Source organism: Mycobacterium yunnanensis (assembly GCF_025823185.1).
GTDB lineage: Bacteria > Actinomycetota > Actinomycetes > Mycobacteriales > Mycobacteriaceae > Mycobacterium > Mycobacterium yunnanensis.
In genome coordinates, this window is record NZ_JACKVK010000003.1 from 120,829 (window position 1) to 137,298 (window position 16,470).

The 16,470-nt window shown below is 70.3% G+C and carries 15 protein-coding genes; 9 read left to right on the forward strand and 6 right to left on the reverse strand.

Features of this window, described 5'->3' with window-relative positions; all coding sequences use genetic code 11:
- Positions 1-70: 70 nt before the first annotated feature.
- The gene (locus H7K45_RS04340) at positions 71-1,102 is read right to left on the reverse strand and encodes an Rv1157c family protein (RefSeq protein ID WP_263994547.1); all 1,032 of its coding nucleotides are present in this window, start codon (positions 1,100-1,102) and stop codon (positions 71-73) included.
- Between the two features lie 47 nt (positions 1,103-1,149).
- Entirely contained in the window at positions 1,150-1,746 is a 597-nt protein-coding gene (locus H7K45_RS04345) for a hypothetical protein (protein WP_308206382.1), read from the reverse strand.
- 212 nt (positions 1,747-1,958) lie between these two features.
- Here H7K45_RS04345 and H7K45_RS04350 point away from each other — a divergent pair, with 212 nt between their 5' ends.
- Entirely contained in the window at positions 1,959-3,116 is a 1,158-nt protein-coding gene (locus H7K45_RS04350; protein WP_372512507.1) for a mannosyltransferase, read from the forward strand.
- On the opposite strand, the gene H7K45_RS04355 is transcribed toward H7K45_RS04350, so the two are convergent.
- On the reverse strand, positions 3,097-3,378 hold the full coding sequence (locus H7K45_RS04355; RefSeq protein ID WP_263994549.1) for a 4a-hydroxytetrahydrobiopterin dehydratase: 282 nt from the start codon (positions 3,376-3,378) through the stop codon (positions 3,097-3,099). The two genes, H7K45_RS04350 and H7K45_RS04355, sit on opposite strands and share 20 nt — an antisense overlap.
- A gap of 25 nt (positions 3,379-3,403) precedes the next feature.
- On the opposite strand from H7K45_RS04355, the gene H7K45_RS04360 reads away from it, so the two are divergent.
- Positions 3,404-3,811 carry a (deoxy)nucleoside triphosphate pyrophosphohydrolase gene (locus H7K45_RS04360; RefSeq protein ID WP_263994550.1) on the forward strand — a complete coding sequence of 136 codons (408 nt, stop codon included), beginning with the start codon at positions 3,404-3,406 and terminating at the stop codon, positions 3,809-3,811.
- Positions 3,812-3,977: 166 nt separating this feature from the next.
- On the opposite strand, the gene H7K45_RS04365 is transcribed toward H7K45_RS04360, so the two are convergent.
- The gene (locus H7K45_RS04365; RefSeq protein ID WP_263994551.1) at positions 3,978-4,145 is read right to left on the reverse strand and encodes a hypothetical protein; all 168 of its coding nucleotides are present in this window, start codon (positions 4,143-4,145) and stop codon (positions 3,978-3,980) included.
- A 73-nt stretch (positions 4,146-4,218) separates the two neighbouring features.
- Between H7K45_RS04365 and typA the strand changes: the two genes are divergently transcribed.
- Both typA and H7K45_RS04375 read left to right on the forward strand, forming a co-directional pair.
- Positions 4,219-6,120 (forward strand): translational GTPase TypA, encoded by a 1,902-nt coding sequence (typA, locus tag H7K45_RS04370; protein ID WP_263994552.1) that lies wholly within the window; start codon positions 4,219-4,221, stop codon positions 6,118-6,120.
- 37 nt (positions 6,121-6,157) lie between these two features.
- Complete coding sequence (locus H7K45_RS04375; protein WP_372512508.1) at positions 6,158-8,056, forward strand: ABC transporter family substrate-binding protein; 1,899 nt, start codon at positions 6,158-6,160, stop codon at positions 8,054-8,056.
- On the opposite strand, the gene H7K45_RS04380 is transcribed toward H7K45_RS04375, so the two are convergent.
- The gene (locus tag H7K45_RS04380) at positions 8,043-9,272 is read right to left on the reverse strand and encodes a chloride channel protein (RefSeq protein WP_263994553.1); all 1,230 of its coding nucleotides are present in this window, start codon (positions 9,270-9,272) and stop codon (positions 8,043-8,045) included. The genes H7K45_RS04375 and H7K45_RS04380 overlap by 14 nt on opposite strands.
- 22 nt (positions 9,273-9,294) lie before the next feature.
- Here H7K45_RS04380 and mshB point away from each other — a divergent pair, with 22 nt between their 5' ends.
- On the forward strand, positions 9,295-10,176 hold the full coding sequence (gene mshB / locus H7K45_RS04385; protein WP_263994554.1) for an N-acetyl-1-D-myo-inositol-2-amino-2-deoxy-alpha-D-glucopyranoside deacetylase: 882 nt from the start codon (positions 9,295-9,297) through the stop codon (positions 10,174-10,176).
- Positions 10,177-10,293: 117 nt separating this feature from the next.
- Complete coding sequence (locus tag H7K45_RS04390) at positions 10,294-10,725, forward strand: hypothetical protein (protein ID WP_372512500.1); 432 nt, start codon at positions 10,294-10,296, stop codon at positions 10,723-10,725.
- Here H7K45_RS04390 and H7K45_RS04395 read toward each other — a convergent pair.
- Positions 10,722-11,909 (reverse strand): hypothetical protein, encoded by a 1,188-nt coding sequence (locus H7K45_RS04395; RefSeq protein ID WP_263994556.1) that lies wholly within the window; start codon positions 11,907-11,909, stop codon positions 10,722-10,724. The two genes, H7K45_RS04390 and H7K45_RS04395, sit on opposite strands and share 4 nt — an antisense overlap.
- Before the next feature lie 189 nt (positions 11,910-12,098).
- On the opposite strand from H7K45_RS04395, the gene H7K45_RS04400 reads away from it, so the two are divergent.
- The 3 genes from H7K45_RS04400 (at position 12,099) to H7K45_RS04410 (ending at position 16,448) form a co-directional block, all read left to right on the forward strand.
- On the forward strand, positions 12,099-14,690 hold the full coding sequence (locus H7K45_RS04400; protein WP_372512501.1) for a bifunctional FO biosynthesis protein CofGH: 2,592 nt from the start codon (positions 12,099-12,101) through the stop codon (positions 14,688-14,690).
- A gap of 88 nt (positions 14,691-14,778) precedes the next feature.
- Positions 14,779-15,240 (forward strand): DUF2231 domain-containing protein, encoded by a 462-nt coding sequence (locus H7K45_RS04405; protein ID WP_263994557.1) that lies wholly within the window; start codon positions 14,779-14,781, stop codon positions 15,238-15,240.
- 38 nt (positions 15,241-15,278) lie between these two features.
- Entirely contained in the window at positions 15,279-16,448 is a 1,170-nt protein-coding gene (locus H7K45_RS04410; RefSeq protein WP_263994558.1) for a DmpA family aminopeptidase, read from the forward strand.
- The last annotated feature ends 22 nt before the right edge of the window (positions 16,449-16,470 follow it).

Here is a 16,470-nt window from a genome sequence, read left to right on the forward strand (position 1 = left end):
CCCCACGAAACAGCACTGGCTGTCGTCATGGCCCAGGCCTGACGACAGCCAGTGCTGTCTCGAGGAGGGATCACGGGACGACGGTCGAACCGATCGTCGGCATGAACTGGCACTGCTTCTCGGTGGTGGTGACCTGACCGAAGATGGTCGACATGATGCTGCCCGAACCGGTGTCGGCGATGGCGGTCAGCGTGGTCGGCCCGGCCGGGTTGATGTCGGCCTGTGGCTTGAGCGTCGTGGTGCCGGACTTGCCCGTGGTCAGGTTGACCCACGTGACGTTGAGCGGGAGCTTCTGCACGGCAGCCGGGCCGGGTGTGCCCATCGCGGTGAACACGTAGGCGGTTTGACCGGCGGCAGGCCCCGGCTTGGGAATCGAGGCCGGGCCCGCGACCGAGATCGCCGCCGCCAGAACGTTTCCGCCGTCCGCCGCGCACCCGTTGCCGATCGACGGATACATGAAGTCCTGCGTCGTCGGCGCGTCCGGACCGAAGTTTGGTGCCGGTGCGGGCGCACCGTCCGGGCCGGGGACGGTGGCCGCGGCGGGCACGGCGTCGGGCGCCGGTGCCGCAGGGGCATCGGGAGCCGGCGCGGGGGCGGGAACGGCAACGGCCGCCGCGTCAGGCGCGGGAGCGGGCACGGCCTCCGGTGCCGGCGCCGGGGCGGCCTCGGGAGCGGGCACGGCCGCCAGCGGCGCGGCGTCGGGCGCGGGGCCGACGGCGTTCGCCGGGTCGATCCCCTGCGGCAGGTGCGCCTCGGCGCCGGGGACGGCACCTGCCGCGGGGACGTGCGCCACCTGAGGATCGGCGACGAACTGGTTGACCGCGGCCGCAACGTTCTTCGACCCCGACGGCGCCGCGCTGTTGCCCGCGAACGCCGCCGCCGCGGCCATCAACATCGACGCCGCGTTCGTCGGATCGGCAGCGGCCTGCTGGATCGCAGGCCCCAGGCTCTCCATCGCGGGAAGACCCGGTGCCTGAAGGCCGCTGATCGGCAGCGGCAAGGGCAGCGGCGGCGCGGGCTCCGCATGGGCGACCGGTTGGACGCTGAGCGCGAGCGCGGCCGTCGCACCGAGTGCGACCAGAAGCGAACGTGGCGATGGCATGACTCTCCCGTGATGTCGATGAGTGGTGCGGCGTTACGCGGTCAGCGTCACGGCAGGGCGGAGGTGGGGAAGAACAGCGGGACGAGCGCGCTGTCGGCGGCGGCAGGCAGCGCCGGGGTGACCGCAGCCGGGACGGCGGCGACCGCGGCGGGCGCCACGGCGGTGGCGGCCGGGACGGCGGCAGGCGACTTCGGCAGCAGGCCGGCCAGCGGCAGACCCGGGGGCAGCAGCGAGGTCAGGTCGCCCGGGAAGTTCAGCTCCTTGGGCAACGGCAGCGCGCTGTTGGCGACCTGCGGGATCTGAACCTCGGCGGTGGGGACCAAGCCGGCCGGCTGTGCGGCGGGCGCGGCGGCAGGCGCGGCCGCTGCGGGCAGGAGCCCCGGCAGGGGAGACGCCGCGGGTGCGGCGGCGGGTGCAGCGGCAGGTTGCGGAAGGGTGACCGAGGCGGTGGCAGCCGGGGCCGGTGAGGCGGCGGGTGCGGCGGCCGGAGCGCCGGTTCCGGTAAACGCCGACGCCAGACCCTGCAGCATCTGAGGCGCGCTGCCCGGAAGGCTGCTGAGGAAGGGGATGTTCGGCATGGCGGGCGCCGGGGCCGGAATCGGGTCGGCCGACGCGGTGGCGCTGAGCAGCAGTGCTGCCGGCACGGCGCAAGCGGCCGCGATCACGCTGGTAGCAAGGGCTTTTCTGGCGAAGTGCATGGTTCTCCCGATCGGTTGGTGAGGCGTCTGAAACCGAAGCTACGGAGTTACTGGTGGGACTCAAGTGACACGTGTGGCATTTATGCAACCGTTACGGCTATGACGGTCGACGGTGACCGAATCACTCGCCGGGCAAGCCGGAACCTAGAGTCGGACGGATCACCAGTCAGTCCGCCCGAATCGCGAGCGCCGCGCCGTATCTGCTCGCGCTCAGCCTCGTCGCGCGGTGTGCCGTGACCTACCTCGCGCCGAACGGCACCAACTTCGTCGACCTGCACGTCTACGTCGACGGCGCGGCCGCGATGCGGGACGGCGGTCTCTACGACTTCGTCTACCGCCCGGTGATCCCGCCGCTGCCGCTGCAGTTCACCTACCCGCCGTTCGCCGCCGTGGTGTTCTACCCCCTGCACTTCCTGCCGTTCTCCGTCGTCGGCCTGTGCTGGCTACTGGCCACCGTGGCCGCGCTCTACGGCTCCGCGGTGCTCGCCCTGAGGTTGCTGGGGCGCTCCGGCGCGCGGCAGGCGATGGCGTGGACCGCACTGGCCATCTGGTGCGAGCCGATGCGGCACCTCTTCGAACTCGGGCAGGTCGGAGCGCTGCTCATGGTCGCGGTGCTCTACGCGGTGTACTCCACCCGATGGTGGCTCTCGGGGTTGCTGGTGGGCTTGGCCACCGGGATGAAGCTGACCCCCGCGGTTGCCGGCGCCTACTTCGCCGGTGCTCGGCGCTGGGGCGTCGTCGTCGTCTCCGTCGTGGTGTTCGGTGCCACGGTGGCGGCGTCGATCGCGCTGGGCGGGGCGCAATCTCGCTTCTACTTCACCGACCTGCTCGGCAACGCGAACCGGATCGGCGTCGTCGACACGCCGATGAACCAGTCGCTGCGCGGCGTCGTGGGCTACGTCGCAGGCCGTGACGTCGGCTACGGCCCACCGATGCTCGCCGCCGTGGCACTCACCGTCGTCCTGAGCGTGGCAGCCTGGTGGCGCGTCGGACCCGACGACGCGCTCGGCCGCATCGTTGTGGTGATGGTGTTCGGGTTGCTGATCTCACCGATCAGCTGGACCCATCACTGGGTGTGGCTGCTGCCGCTGGCCATGTGGCTGGTGCTCGGCCCGGCGCGCCCGGGATCCCGGATCGTCGGCTGGGGCTGGGTGGTGCTGGCCTACCTCGGCTCACCGTGGCTGGTGACCTTCGCCGGCGACACCGGCCGGATGACCGGCCGGCCGTGGTACGCCGACCTCTTCGGTTCGCTGTACGTGCTGGCGGCGCTTGCGACGATGGCCTACCTCGCCGTGGTCAGCCGACGATCCGGTTGATGTCGCCCGCCATCGCGACGTCCTTGTCGGTGATGCCACCCTCGGAATGCGTGACGAGAGCGAAAATGACCGTGCGCCAACGGATGTCGATGTCGGGGTGGTGGTCTTGACGTTCGGCGTGCTCGCCGACGCGACGCACGGCGTCGATGCCGTCGAGGAAGCCGGGAAAGTCCACTGAGCGACGCAGGGCCCCTTCGGTGCGCGACCAGCCCTGCAGGTCGGCCAGCGCGGCGTCCACCTGGTCATCGGTCAACACGGCCATGCCTGGCACGTTATACCGTCGCACCGTGCCGAACCAGATCGTCGTCGCGGGCGCCCTGATCGACGGCGCCACACTGCTGGTCGCGCAACGGGACCGGCCGCCACGGCTCGCCGGACGGTGGGAACTGCCCGGCGGCAAGGCGATGCCGGGGGAGACCGACGCCGCTGCGCTGGCGCGCGAACTCGACGAGGAACTCGGCGTCACGGTCAGCGTCGGTGCCCAACTGGGTGCCGACGTCGACCTCGACGGTGGCATGACACTGCGGGCCTACCTCGTCACCCTGATTGGCGGAACAGCGTCCGCGCGTGACCATCGCGCCCTGCGCTGGGTGACGGTCGCCGATCTCGACGCGCTGGACTGGGTGCCCGCCGACCGCGCGTGGCTGCCGGACTTGGCCGCCGCGCTGCGCTCTGCCGGCGCGTCGCCTACGTGACATCCCGCACACCCCGGCCACGGGTTCCCCACGGGCCGTCGGCGGCCGACACCCCGTGCCCGCGCCACGCCGCCGCGACGCCACCGCTCCTGGGCGGTCCGCCGGGAAGGTGATCGCCGAGTCCGTGGGCGATCACGGGCGACTGGCCCCACGAAACGGCAGTTGATCAGGCCTTTCTGGCGCGCTTGAACACCTTCTCGAGTTCCTTGCCGCGGATCCCTGACAACTCGGCCTTGTGCACCTTGTGGAGAACGAGTGGGCAGCGCTTGCACCGCGGCTTGCTGCGGCAACACTTCTTCTTCGCCTTGACCGATGCGAACTCCGACGCCTTCACTTCTGCCTCTCCACGAGCACGGGCCAAACCCGCCGTTTTCGCGATTGCATACCTACGCTGCGACAATCTGGAGGTGGATTCTCGCCCGGATTTTCGAAATGTCGCCATCGTCGCTCACGTCGACCACGGTAAGACGACGCTCGTGGACGCCATGCTTCGGCAGTCCGGGGCCCTGTCGCACCGCGGTGACGACGCCGTCGAACGGTTGATGGACTCCGGTGACCTGGAGAAGGAAAAGGGCATCACCATTCTGGCGAAGAACACCGCCGTGCATCGCCACAACCCCGACGGCACCATGACGGTCATCAACGTCATCGACACCCCCGGCCACGCCGACTTCGGTGGCGAGGTCGAGCGCGGCCTGTCGATGGTCGACGGCGTGCTGCTGCTGGTCGACGCGTCGGAGGGCCCGCTGCCGCAGACCCGCTTCGTGCTGCGCAAGGCACTGACCGCGCACCTTCCCGTCATCGTCTGCGTCAACAAGACCGACCGCCCCGACGCCCGCATCGCCGAGGTCGTCTCCGAGAGCCACGACCTGCTCCTCGACGTCGCCTCCGACCTCGACGAGGAAGCCCAGAAGGCCGCCGAGTTCGCACTGGGCCTGCCGACGCTGTACGCCTCGGGTCGCGCAGGCATCGCCAGCACGGAGGAACCCGCCAACGGCGAGAACCCCGACGGCGAGAACCTCGACCCGCTGTTCGACGTCCTGATGGAGCACATCCCGCCGCCGCAGGGCGATCCCGAGGCGCCGCTGCAGGCGCTGGTGACCAACCTCGACGCATCGGCCTTCCTCGGCCGCCTCGCCCTGGTCCGCATCTACAAGGGCAAGCTGCGCAAGGGGCAGCAGGTCGCGTGGATGCGTGAGGTCGACGGGCATCCCGTCATCACCAACGCGAAGATCACCGAGCTGCTGGCCACCGAGGGCGTCGAGCGCACCAGCACCGACGAGGCCGTCGCCGGTGACATCGTCGCCGTCGCGGGCATGCCGGAGATCATGATCGGCGACACCCTCGCCGACACCGAGCACGCGCACGCGCTGCCCCGCATCACCGTCGACGAGCCCGCCATCTCGGTGACCATCGGCACCAACACCTCGCCGCTGGCCGGCAAGGTGTCCGGACACAAGCTGACCGCACGCATGGTCAAGGCGCGTCTGGACAGCGAACTGGTCGGCAACGTGTCGATCAAGGTCGTCGACATCGACCGCCCGGACGCCTGGGAGGTGCAGGGCCGAGGTGAGTTGGCGCTGGCCATCCTCGTCGAGCAGATGCGCCGCGAGGGCTTCGAACTCACCGTCGGCAAGCCGCAGGTGGTCACCCGGACCGTCGACGGCAAGGTGCACGAGCCCTTCGAGGCCATGACCATCGACTGCCCCGAGGAGTTCGTCGGCGCGGTCACGCAGCTGATGGCCGGTCGCAAGGGCCGCATGGAGGAGATGGCCAACCACGCCGCCGGGTGGGTGCGGATGGACTTCATCGTGCCCAGCCGTGGGCTGATCGGGTTCCGCACCGACTTCCTGACGCTGACGCGCGGCACCGGCATCGCCAACGCCGTGTTCGAGGGGTACCGCCCCTGGGCCGGCGAGATCCGGGCACGCCACACCGGCTCGCTGGTCTCCGACCGCTCCGGCAAGATCACCCCGTTCGCGATGACCCAGCTGTCCGACCGGGGACAGTTCTTCGTCGAGCCCGGTGACGAGACCTACGAGGGCCACGTGGTGGGCATCAACCCCCGCGCCGAGGACCTCGACATCAACGCCACCCGCGAGAAGAAGCTCACCAACATGCGGTCCTCGACGGCCGACGTCTTCGAGACGCTGGCGCGTCCGCTCGAGATGGGTCTCGAGCAGGCCATGGAGTTCTGCGCGGAGGACGAATGCGTCGAGGTGACACCCGAGGTCGTGCGCGTGCGCAAGGTGGAGTTGGCGGCCAGCGCGCGTGCCCGCTCGAAGTCGCGCGCCAAGGCTCGCGGCTGACGCGGCGTACCCGGGTCACGGCTTGCGTGCCGATAACCTGAACGGCGTGCCGACGACGTCAAGACGACTGCTCTCCGTCGCCGGGGCGTTGACCACGACGTTGGCGCTGGTGGCGGCGTGTACCGTCAGCCCGCCGCCCGCGCCGCAGAGCACCGAGACCACCGAGAGCACACCCCCGCCGCCGCTGAAGGCGTCGCAGATCATCATGGCGATCGACTCGATCGGGCCGGGGTTCAACCCGCACCTGCTCTCGGACCAGTCACCGGTGAACGCGTCCATCGCGTCCCTGGTGCTGCCCAGTTCCTTTCGGCCCATACCCGATCCGAACTCGCCGACCGGTTCGCGGTGGGAACTCGACCCGACGATGCTGATCTCGGCGGACGTGACGAGTGAGGAGCCCTTCACCGTCACCTACCAGATTCGCCCCGAGGCGCAGTGGACGGACAACGCGCCGATCGCCGCCGACGACTACTGGTACCTGTGGCGCCAGATGGTCAGCGAGCCCGGCGTCGTCGACCCGGCGGGTTACGACCTCATCACCGGGGTGCAGTCGCTGGCGGGCGGCAAGACCGCGGTGGTGACCTTCTCCCAGCCCTACCCGGCGTGGCGGGAGCTGTTCAACGACATCCTGCCCGCGCACATCGTCAAGGACGTTCCCGGCGGGTTCTCGGCCGGGTTGCTCCGCGCGCTGCCGGTGACCGGTGGCCAGTTCCGCGTGGACTCCATCGACCCTCAGCGCGACGAGATCCTGCTCGCGCGCAACGACCGCTACTGGGGCCGACCGGCCAAACCCGATCAGATCCTGTTCCGCCGCGGGGGCGCGCCTGCCGTTCTCGCCGACTCGATCCGCAACGGCGACACCCAGGTTGCGCAGGTGCACGGCGGGCAGGCGGCGTTCATCCAGCTCGGCGCCATCCCCGACGTGCGGACCGCACGGATCGTCACCCCGCGCGTCATGCAGGTCACGCTGCGGGCGCAGCAACCGGAACTGCAGGACACCCAGGTGCGCAAGGCCATCCTGGGTCTGCTCGACGTGGACCTGCTGGCCGCGGTCGGCGCGGGCAGCGACAACACCGTCACCCTGGCCCAAGCCCAGGTGCGCTCGCCGTCGGATCCCGGCTACGTCCCGACCGCGCCGCCCGCCCTTCCTCGAGAGGCTGCGCTGGACCTCCTGAAGGCCAGCGGGTACACCGTCGAACAGGAGGTGTCCTCGACGAGCCCGATGCCGACGCCGACCCCCGGTTCGCCGCCACCGACCCGGGGCCGCATCAGCAGGGACGGCGCGCAACTGCGCTTCGTGATCGGCGTCGCGGCCAACGACCCGACGTCGGTCGCCGTGGCCAACACCGCCGCGGATCAGTTGCGCAGCGTCGGCATCGCCGCCTCGGTGCTGGCCCTGGACCCGCCGACCCTCTACGGGGATGCGCTGTCCCAGAACCGCGTCGACGCGATCGTCGGCTGGCATCAGGCGGGCGGAGACCTCGCCACGGCGCTGGCCTCGCGTTTCGGCTGCCCGGCACTGGAGGCCACCGCCGTTCCGACCGCCCCGCCCGGCGGAACCCCGACGCCGAGCTCGTCGACGGATCCGACGACGCCGTCCTCGGTGCCGCCGCGGTCGCCCACCACGACGCCAACGGCGACGCAGCCGCCGGACCCGTCGGATCCCGATCAGCTGGTCCAGGCTCCCAGCAACCTGACGGGCATCTGCGACCGCAGCATCCAGCCCAACATCGACGCAGCCCTCGACGGCACCCAGCCGATCGGCGACGTGCTCACCGCCGTCGAGCCCAGACTGTGGAACATGGCGACCGTGCTGCCAATCCTGCAGGACACCACGATCGTGGCCGCGGCCCCCAACGTGCAGAACGTGAGTCTGTCCGGTGCCGTACCCGTCGGCATAGTCGGGGACGCCGGCGACTGGGTCAAGGGGCCCTAGCCCGCCGTCGACGCGCGACCGTCAACCCGTGCGCCGTGAAGGCCGCGGCGGCGAAGACGACGAACAGCCACAGCGGCGGCCGCGCGAGTTCCCAGACGAAGAGCGCCGCGAACAGGGGCGCGCGTTGGGTGACGGCCAGCACGCCGGCGGCGCAGGCCAGCGAGACCGCGGCGACCTCGAAGTGCGTGCCCGCCAACTGGTTCAGCGTCAACGCGACCACGGTGCCTGCCGCCGCACCGGTCGCCAGCGCCGGGGTGATCAGGCCGCCGACCGCGCCTGCCCGCAGGAACAGCGCCGTCAGAAGGGGTTTGAGGATCACCAGCACCGCGGCCCCGCCGAGGGTCAGGCCGGCGTCGACGCTGACGGTCAGGATGCTGCGGCCGTTGCCGGGCAATTCCGGCCACCAGATGGAACAGACGCCCGTCGCGAGACCCGCCAGGGCGACCGCCGGAACCAGCACCCAGGACCGCAGCTGAGGCCGCGGCCGGGCGCGCGTCGTCAGTGCCTCGAACGCCAGGCCCACGACGACGGCCACCGGGGCGACGGCACACGCGAGGAGGACGAACAGGTACGACAGTCGGGCGTCCGGCCACACCAGTGCGTGCTCGAAGTGGGTGACGGGCGAGGACACCGCAACCGCCAGGCTCGAGGTGATGAGCGCCGTCCCCACCGCGCGGGGATGCCAGGTGCCGAGCACGATCCGCACGGCGAACAGCGCCCCGCCCAGGGGCACGCTGTACACCGCGCCGAGACCGGCGCCCGCCGCGCATGCCAGCAGGATTTCGCGGTCCCGCGGGGTCAGGGACCACCGCGAGATGCCGAGGTCACCCAGCGCCGCGGCCAGTTGGCGGGGCGCTCCCTCCCGACCCAGGGACGCCCCTGCGCCGACGAGCAGCACCTGCAGCCCGGCGTCGAACGACGTACGCCACCTGGGAATGTGGCGGTGCGCGGCGATCGTCGCCGTCAGCCCGGGAACGTCACCGCCACGACGCAGCAGCCACCACCCGAGGCCCGCCAGGGCGCCGCCGACCATCGGGCCGACGGCCCGCCGCACCGGGCTGCTGGCACCCACGCCGGTCAGCAGCGTGCCAAAGGAGTAGTGGTAGACGAGATGTTCGACCCAGTGCAGGACGACGGTGGTCGCGGCCCCGGCGAGGCCGGCGCACAGGCCGATCACCACGACGGCGCAGCCGTACTCAACGGTGCGCCGCGTCACGCGGTGAACCTATCTTGTGGGGATGGAGAATCCACGGTTGTTGTTCGTCCATGCGCACCCCGACGACGAGACGTTGACCACCGGCGCCACCATCGCGCACTACGTCGCCCGTGGCGCCGAGGTTCAGGTGGTGACGTGCACCCTCGGCGAGGAGGGTGAGGTCATCGGTGACACCTACGCGCAGCTCGCCGCGGACGCCGCCGACCAGCTGGGCGGCTACCGTATCGGCGAACTCACCGCGGCGCTAAGGGAATTGGGGGTCGACGGCCCGCGCTTCCTCGGCGGCGCGGGCCGGTGGCGCGATTCCGGAATGGCCGGCACCGAGGCCAGGGGACGGCGAAGGTTCGTCGACGCCGATCCGGCCGAACCGGTCGCCGAGCTCGTCGCGGTGATCCGTGACCTGCGGCCCCACGTCGTCGTCACCTACGACCCCAACGGCGGCTACGGACACCCCGACCACATCCGGGCCCACGAGGTGACGACGGCTGCGGTGGCGGCCGCGGCCGGCACCGAACACCCCGGTCGGCCGTGGCAGGTGCCCAAGTTCTACTGGACCGTCACGGCGCGTGGCGAGGCCGAGGCCGCCATGCGGGACCTCGCCGGCGCGGACCTGCCGCCGGACTGGATCAGGGTGTCGGTCGACGACCTGGGTTTCGCGGTCGACGACGCCGACGTGGACGCGGTGGTCGAGGCACCAGAGAGTCACGGGTCGAAGGTGGCCGCCTTGCGCGCCCACGCCACCCAGGTGACCGTCGACCCGGGTGGCCGGGCTTGTGCGCTGTCCAACCTCGTCGCGCTGCCGATCTCGGCCAACGAGCATTACGTGTTGGTCGGTGGGACGGCCGGACCCCGGGACGACCGAGGGTGGGAAATCGACCTACTCGCCGGCGTGAACCTGGGATAGCAAATGCCTCGACGGGGTACGCTGCGTCACAGTCAGCGGCCCAGAGAAAGGGATGGCGATGGACCCCGATTTGGATCCGAACCTGCAGCACTGGCAGGACCGCCTGGACAGCTTTCAGTGGGTCGTCGGCTCGCTGGTCGGCCTGCTCGACAGCGTTCCCACCTGACCGCTCACTTCCCGGGCTGGCCGCGGTTCGCCGTGCTGGCCGTGCTTGCGCTGGACGGGGTCTTGTCGGCGATCGCCGGCGCCTTCTTCCTTCCGATCTATCTTGGGTCCGTGCCGCTTCCCGTCAGCGGGATGATCAGCGGTCTCGTCAACGTCGCATTGGTGTGGGCGGCATTGCAGTGGACGTCCTCACCCCGGCTCGGTGCCCTGCCCCTGTGGGCGTGGGTGGTGACCACGCTGGGTCTGACCTTCGGAGGCCCGGGTGACGACATCGTGCTCAGCGGCGCGGGGATCATGCAGCTGTCGCCGGTGATCTTCGTGGTACTCGGCGGCGGTCCGCCCGCTTACTACCTGTGGCGGCTGACGTCGAGAGTTCCCACCTAGTTCTCACCGTCCGCGGAGGGACCGGTGGCGTCGTCCCCGGACGTGTGCGGGTTCGAGGCGGGTGTGTCGGTCGCGGTGGAGATCTTCGGGTCGGAGGTCGTACCCGTTCCGGTGGTCGCGGTTCCGGTCGTCGTCGTGGTGGTCCTGGTGGTCATGGTGGTCGTCCCGGTGGTCGTCGTCGGGCCGCGCACCTCACCCTGGGCCGCGACGGCGCCGGCCGCCGTCGTGGTCGGTGGCTTGGGAGCCGATGCGGACGTGGTCTGGATCGAGGACGTTTCGATCGTCGTCGGCTCAGGGGTCTGCGTGGGTTCGACGGTCTTGGCGGGTTCGACGGTCTGGGTCGGCTCGGGGGTCTTCGTGGGGTCGACGGTCTGGGTCGGCTCGGGGGTCTTCGTGGGGTCGACGGTCTGGGTCGGCTCGGGGGACTTCGTGGGGTCTACCGTCTTGGTGGGCTCGGGCGTCGGTGACGGTTCGGCGTCGGTCGCCGACGCGTCGTGGCGTGCCGCGACGTCCTGAACCTCGGCGCTCACCGGCCCTTCCTCCACGGGCGTCACTTCCGTCGCCGCCGCGAGCGGGCGAGGTGGCAGCGGCGGGATCAACCAGCCGAAGAAGTAGTTGAATTCCGCGACGCCGGTGTTGATCGCGGCGTTGATCGACGTCTGTGCCACGGCGATCGCGCCGTTGACGTAGGCCGCCAGGTTCAGGGGATCGTTGACCACCGGGACGATCAGGTTATAGACCACGCTGTCGGAGATCGGCAGGATCAGGTTGTAGTAGAAGATGTCGACCTGATCGGCGATGGCGTATCCGAACGGGACGAAGCCGAGAACGTAGTCGGCGAGTTGGACCCCGTACGTCACCCAGTACCGCAGGAATTGATACCCGGAGACGATGGCGTCGGATGCCGCGTTTTGGGGAGCCGGGGCAGCCTGAACCACCGCGGAGGTGCGTTCCGGATCTAGTCGCGCCATCGCGGTCGTGGCCGCCGCGAAGTGCCCGGGGTCCGGCGGCGTCGCGACCAGCGCTCGCTCCGACGCAGCCAGGTCGACCCGCGGTGCGGCCTGCGACTGTACGGGGTGCACGTCCGGTTGCCGAGGGACGGCAGTGGGCGCAATTCCCACGACCGCCGCGGCGGTCACTGCGGCAACGCCGAGGCCAAGACACGAACGAACCCACCCAGCCATGTCGCCATCCCCCGAGCTCCGTCAGTGCTGCCGTTGCTCGGTCAAGGTACGCCGCTGCGCGTCCGAGCGGAGCGAGATGGCAGCCGCAGCCCGAGGTCGTTCTGGCGCTACTGTGGCCGGTATGTCGGGCAGCGGTTTCAGAACGTGGGATGCGCGGATGATTCCGGGCGACTCCGGGGTTACAGGGGAGTGGCTCTGAACCCCCAGCGTGGTGCCGATCTGCCCCTTCCCGTCGTGCCGGCCGCTCCGGCGGAGTCGAGTGCGCCGCCGTCGCCTGCTGCACTGCGGCGCGTGTTGCGCCGCGCGCGCGACGGGGTGGCGCTGAACGTCGACGAAGCCGCCGTCGCGATGACGGCGCGCGGTGAGGATCTGGCGGATCTGATGGCCAGTGCGGCCAGGGTGCGTGACGCGGGTCTGGAAGCCGCCGGTCGTCGTGGTGCGACGGGCAAGTTGCCCGTCAGCTATTCGCGCAAGGTGTTCATCCCGGTGACCCACCTGTGCCGCGACACGTGCCATTACTGCACGTTCGTCACCGTGCCCGGCCGGCTGCGCGCGCAGGGCAAGGGCATGTTCATGGAGCCCGACGAAATCCTCGACGTGGCGCGTCGCGGGGCCGAACTCGGCTGCAAGGAGGCCTTGTTCACCCTGGGTGACCGCCCGGAGGCGCGGTGGCCGGAGGCCAAGCAGTGGCTCGACGAGCGCGGGTACGACTCCACGTTGGAGTACGTGCGCGCGATGGCGATCCGGGTGTTGGAGGAGACGGGTCTGTTGCCGCACCTCAACCCCGGGGTGATGAGTTGGTCGGAGCTGTCCTCGCTGAAGCCGGTGGCGCCCTCGATGGGCATGATGCTGGAGACCACCTCGCGGCGGTTGTACGAGACGAAGGGTCTCGCGCACTACGGCAGTCCCGACAAGGATCCTGCGGTGCGGTTGCGCACGCTGGACGACGCGGGACGTCTGTCGGTGCCGTTCACGACTGGGCTGCTGGTGGGCATCGGGGAGAACCTCCGCGAGCGTGCCGAGACGATGCATGCGATTCGCCGTTCGCACAAGGAGTTCGGTCACGTGCAGGAAGTGATCGTGCAGAACTTCCGGGCCAAGGACCACACGGCGATGGCCCAGACCCCCGACGCAGGCATCGACGACTTCTTGGCCACCGTCGCGGTGACCCGGTTGGTGTTGGGCCCGAAGATGCGGATTCAGGCACCGCCCAATCTGGTTTCGCGCGAGGAGTGCCTCGCGCTGATCGGCGCGGGCGTCGACGACTGGGGTGGGGTGTCGCCGCTGACCCCGGATCACGTCAACCCCGAACGCCCGTGGCCTGCGCTCGACGAGCTCGCCGCCGTGACCGCCGAGGCCGGCTACGACCTCGTCCAGCGCCTGACCGCCCAACCCCAATACGTGCAGGCCGGAGCGGCCTGGATCGACCCACGCGTGCGGGGCCACGTCGACGCGCTGGCCGATCCGGACACCGGGTTCGCCCGTGACGTCAACCCGGTGGGACGGCCGTGGCAGGAGCCCGACGAGGCCACCGAGTCGCTGGGCCGCACCGATTTGCACACGGCCATCGACTCCGAGGGCAGGCTGACCGAGACGCGCAGCGACCTGGGAAGTGCGTTCGGCGACTGGGAGTCGATCAGGGACAAGGTGGCCGAACTGGCCGCGCGGGCCCCCGAACGCGTCGACACCGACGTGTTGGCGGCGTTGCGTTCGGCGGAGGCCAACCCGGCCGGGCTGAGCGACGACGAGTACCTGGCGTTGGCGACCGCCGACGGCCCGGCGCTCGACGCCGTTGCCGCCCTTGCGGATTCGTTGCGTCGAGACGTGGTGGGCGACGACGTCACCTACGTGGTGAACCGCAACATCAACTTCACCAACATCTGCTACACCGGGTGCCGGTTCTGCGCGTTCGCTCAGCGCAAGGGTGACGCGGATGCGTTCTCGCTGTCGAACTCCGAGGTGGCCGACCGGGCCTGGGAGGCACACGTCGCCGGTGCGACCGAGGTGTGCATGCAGGGTGGCATCGATCCGGAGTTGCCGGTGACCGGGTACGCCGATCTGGTGCGCGCGGTCAAGGCGCGGGTGCCCTCGATGCACGTGCACGCGTTCAGTCCGATGGAGATCTCCAACGGCGTGACCAAGAGTGGCACCAGCGTTCGGGAGTGGCTGACCGCTCTGCGCGAGGCGGGGCTGGGGTCGATCCCGGGTACCGCGGCGGAGATCCTCGACGACGAGGTGCGGTGGGTGCTGACCAAGGGCAAGCTGCCGACCTCGGCGTGGATCGACATCGTCAGCACCGCCCACGAGGTGGGTCTGCGGTCGTCGTCGACGATGATGTACGGCCACGTCGACACCCCTCGGCACTGGGTGGGGCATCTCAACGTGTTGCGTGAGATCCAGGACCGCACCGGCGGTTTCACCGAGTTCGTGCCGTTGCCGTTCGTTCATCAGTCCAGCCCGCTGTACCTGGCCGGTGGCGCGCGCCCCGGGCCGACCCACCGGGACAACCGGGCCGTGCATGCACTGGCCCGAATCATGTTGCACGGCAGGATCGATCACATCCAGACCAGCTGGGTGAAGTTGGGCGTCGAGCGCACCCAGGTGATGCTTCGCGGTGGCGCAAACGATCTGGGTGGGACGTTGATGGAGGAGACCATCTCCCGGATGGCGGGCTCGGAGAACGGCTCGGCCAAGTCCGTCGCCGAACTGGTCGGCATCGCCGAGGGCATCGGACGTCCCGCGCGCCAACGCACCACGACGTACGAGGCCCTCGCCGCCTGAGTTCGGTCCGGGGCGAAATGGCGAACCGGTGAACCCGTTCCAGGTTTGCCACGTATACCTGAGGACGGCCCCAGACCGAGGAGCAACCTTGACCACCATCGCCGGCATCCCTGCCCACGCCCTGCTCGTCCACGCCATCGTGGTGTTCGTACCGCTCGTCGCCCTGCTCGAAATCCTCTGTGGTTTCTGGCCGGCCGCCCGTCGCCGCCTGGTGTGGCTGGTGGTGGCCCTGGCCGCCGTCAACTTGGTGTTGACGCCCATCACCACCGAGGCCGGCGAGTGGCTGATCAAGCAGGGTGGCTCGCCCCGCCCGATCCTGATCGAGCACGCCGAGCGTGGCGATTGGATGATCTACTTCTCGGTCGCGCTACTGGTGGTCGCGATCGCGCTCGCGGTGCTGCACGTCCTGGAGACCCGGTCGAAGCCGCCCAAGAAGGTCGCAACCATCCTGGTCGCCGTGGTCGCGTTGGCAGTCGGGGTGTCGTCGGTCGTCACGGTCGTCCGGATCGGTGACGCGGGCGCGCAAGCGGTGTGGGGCGAGCGGGGCTGATCGGCGCGCCCAGGCCGCGGGCGTGCTACTCCTACGGTGTGACCTCACCTCAGACCCACACCACCGACGGCCGGCCTCGAGCCCGCGGTCTGCAGATCCCGTTGACCGGTCGGCCCGGGCGGTTCAACGCCATCACCGACGTTCCCGGCGTCGAGGTCGGTCAGGTCACGCTCGTCGAGGGTGACGGTCCGCTTCGGGTCGGTTCGGGCCCGGTGCGCACGGGCGTCACCGCGATCCTGCCCCGGGGGCGCGACGGCGTCGGGCGACCGTGCGCGGCCGGCTGGCACTCGCTCAACGGCAACGGCGAGCTGACCGGCACCACCTGGATCGAGGAGTCGGGCGCGTTCAACCTGCCGGTCGTGCTGTCGAACACCCACGCCGTGGGTGCCTGCCACACCGGGGTGGTCAGCTGGGTCAACGACGTGCGGCCGCAGCTGGCGCGGCAGTGGCTGCTGCCGGTCTGCGGAGAGACCTGGGACGGCTACCTCAACGACATCAACGGCGCGCACGTGCGGCCCAAACACGTCGAGCAGGCGCTGAATTCGGCGGCGTCGGGCCCGGTGCCGGAGGGTTCGGTCGGCGGTGGCACGGGGATGAACTGCTACGAGTTCAAGGGCGGCAACGGAACCGCGTCACGGTTGGTCTCCTACGGAGCGCGCGAGTTCGTCGTGGCGGCCTTCGTGCAGGCGAACTTCGGCGCCCGACACGAGCTGACCGTCGCGGGCCACCAGGTCGGAACGCTGCTGGACGTCGAGAACCCGATGGACTCCGACTGGTTCGCCGCCGATCTCGGCGTGCGGCCGCCGCCGGGGGCGGGCTCGGTCATCGTCGTGGTCGCCACCGACGCTCCGTTGCTGCCCGGTCAGTGCAAGGCGCTGGCCCGCCGGGTGCCGCTGGGGCTGGCGAGGACCGGCACGACGGGCAGCCACTTCTCCGGTGACATCTTCCTGGCCTTCTCGACCGCCGACGCCGACGGTCTGGCAAGCGCCTTCCCGCTCGGGCCGCCCGCCGACGACGAGTTCGGCACGCTGCGGTTCCTGCCGTGGGGCCGGATGGATCCGTTCTACGAGGCCGTCGTGCAGTCGGTGGAGGAGGCGGTGCTCAACGCGCTGGTGGTCAACGAGGACATGGTGGGCCGTGACGGACACCGGACGCCGCGGCTGCCGGTCGACGCGGTGTCGGCCCTGTTCGCCGACACCGGGGAATGAAATCGGACCGTAGTCCGTTTAT

Bases quoted from the DNA above. Each gene is read 5' to 3' on its own strand.
- H7K45_RS04355 (WP_263994549.1), bottom strand. From the start codon at position 3,378: ATGGCCGTGTTGACCGATGACCAGGTGGACGCCGCGCTGGCCGACCTG.
- H7K45_RS04395 (WP_263994556.1), bottom strand. From the start codon at position 11,909: ATGGCTGGGTGGGTTCGTTCGTGTCTTGGCCTCGGCGTTGCCGCAGTG.
- H7K45_RS04340 (WP_263994547.1), bottom strand. From the start codon at position 1,102: ATGCCATCGCCACGTTCGCTTCTGGTCGCACTCGGTGCGACGGCCGCG.
- mshB (WP_263994554.1), top strand. From the start codon at position 9,295: ATGGAGAATCCACGGTTGTTGTTCGTCCATGCGCACCCCGACGACGAG.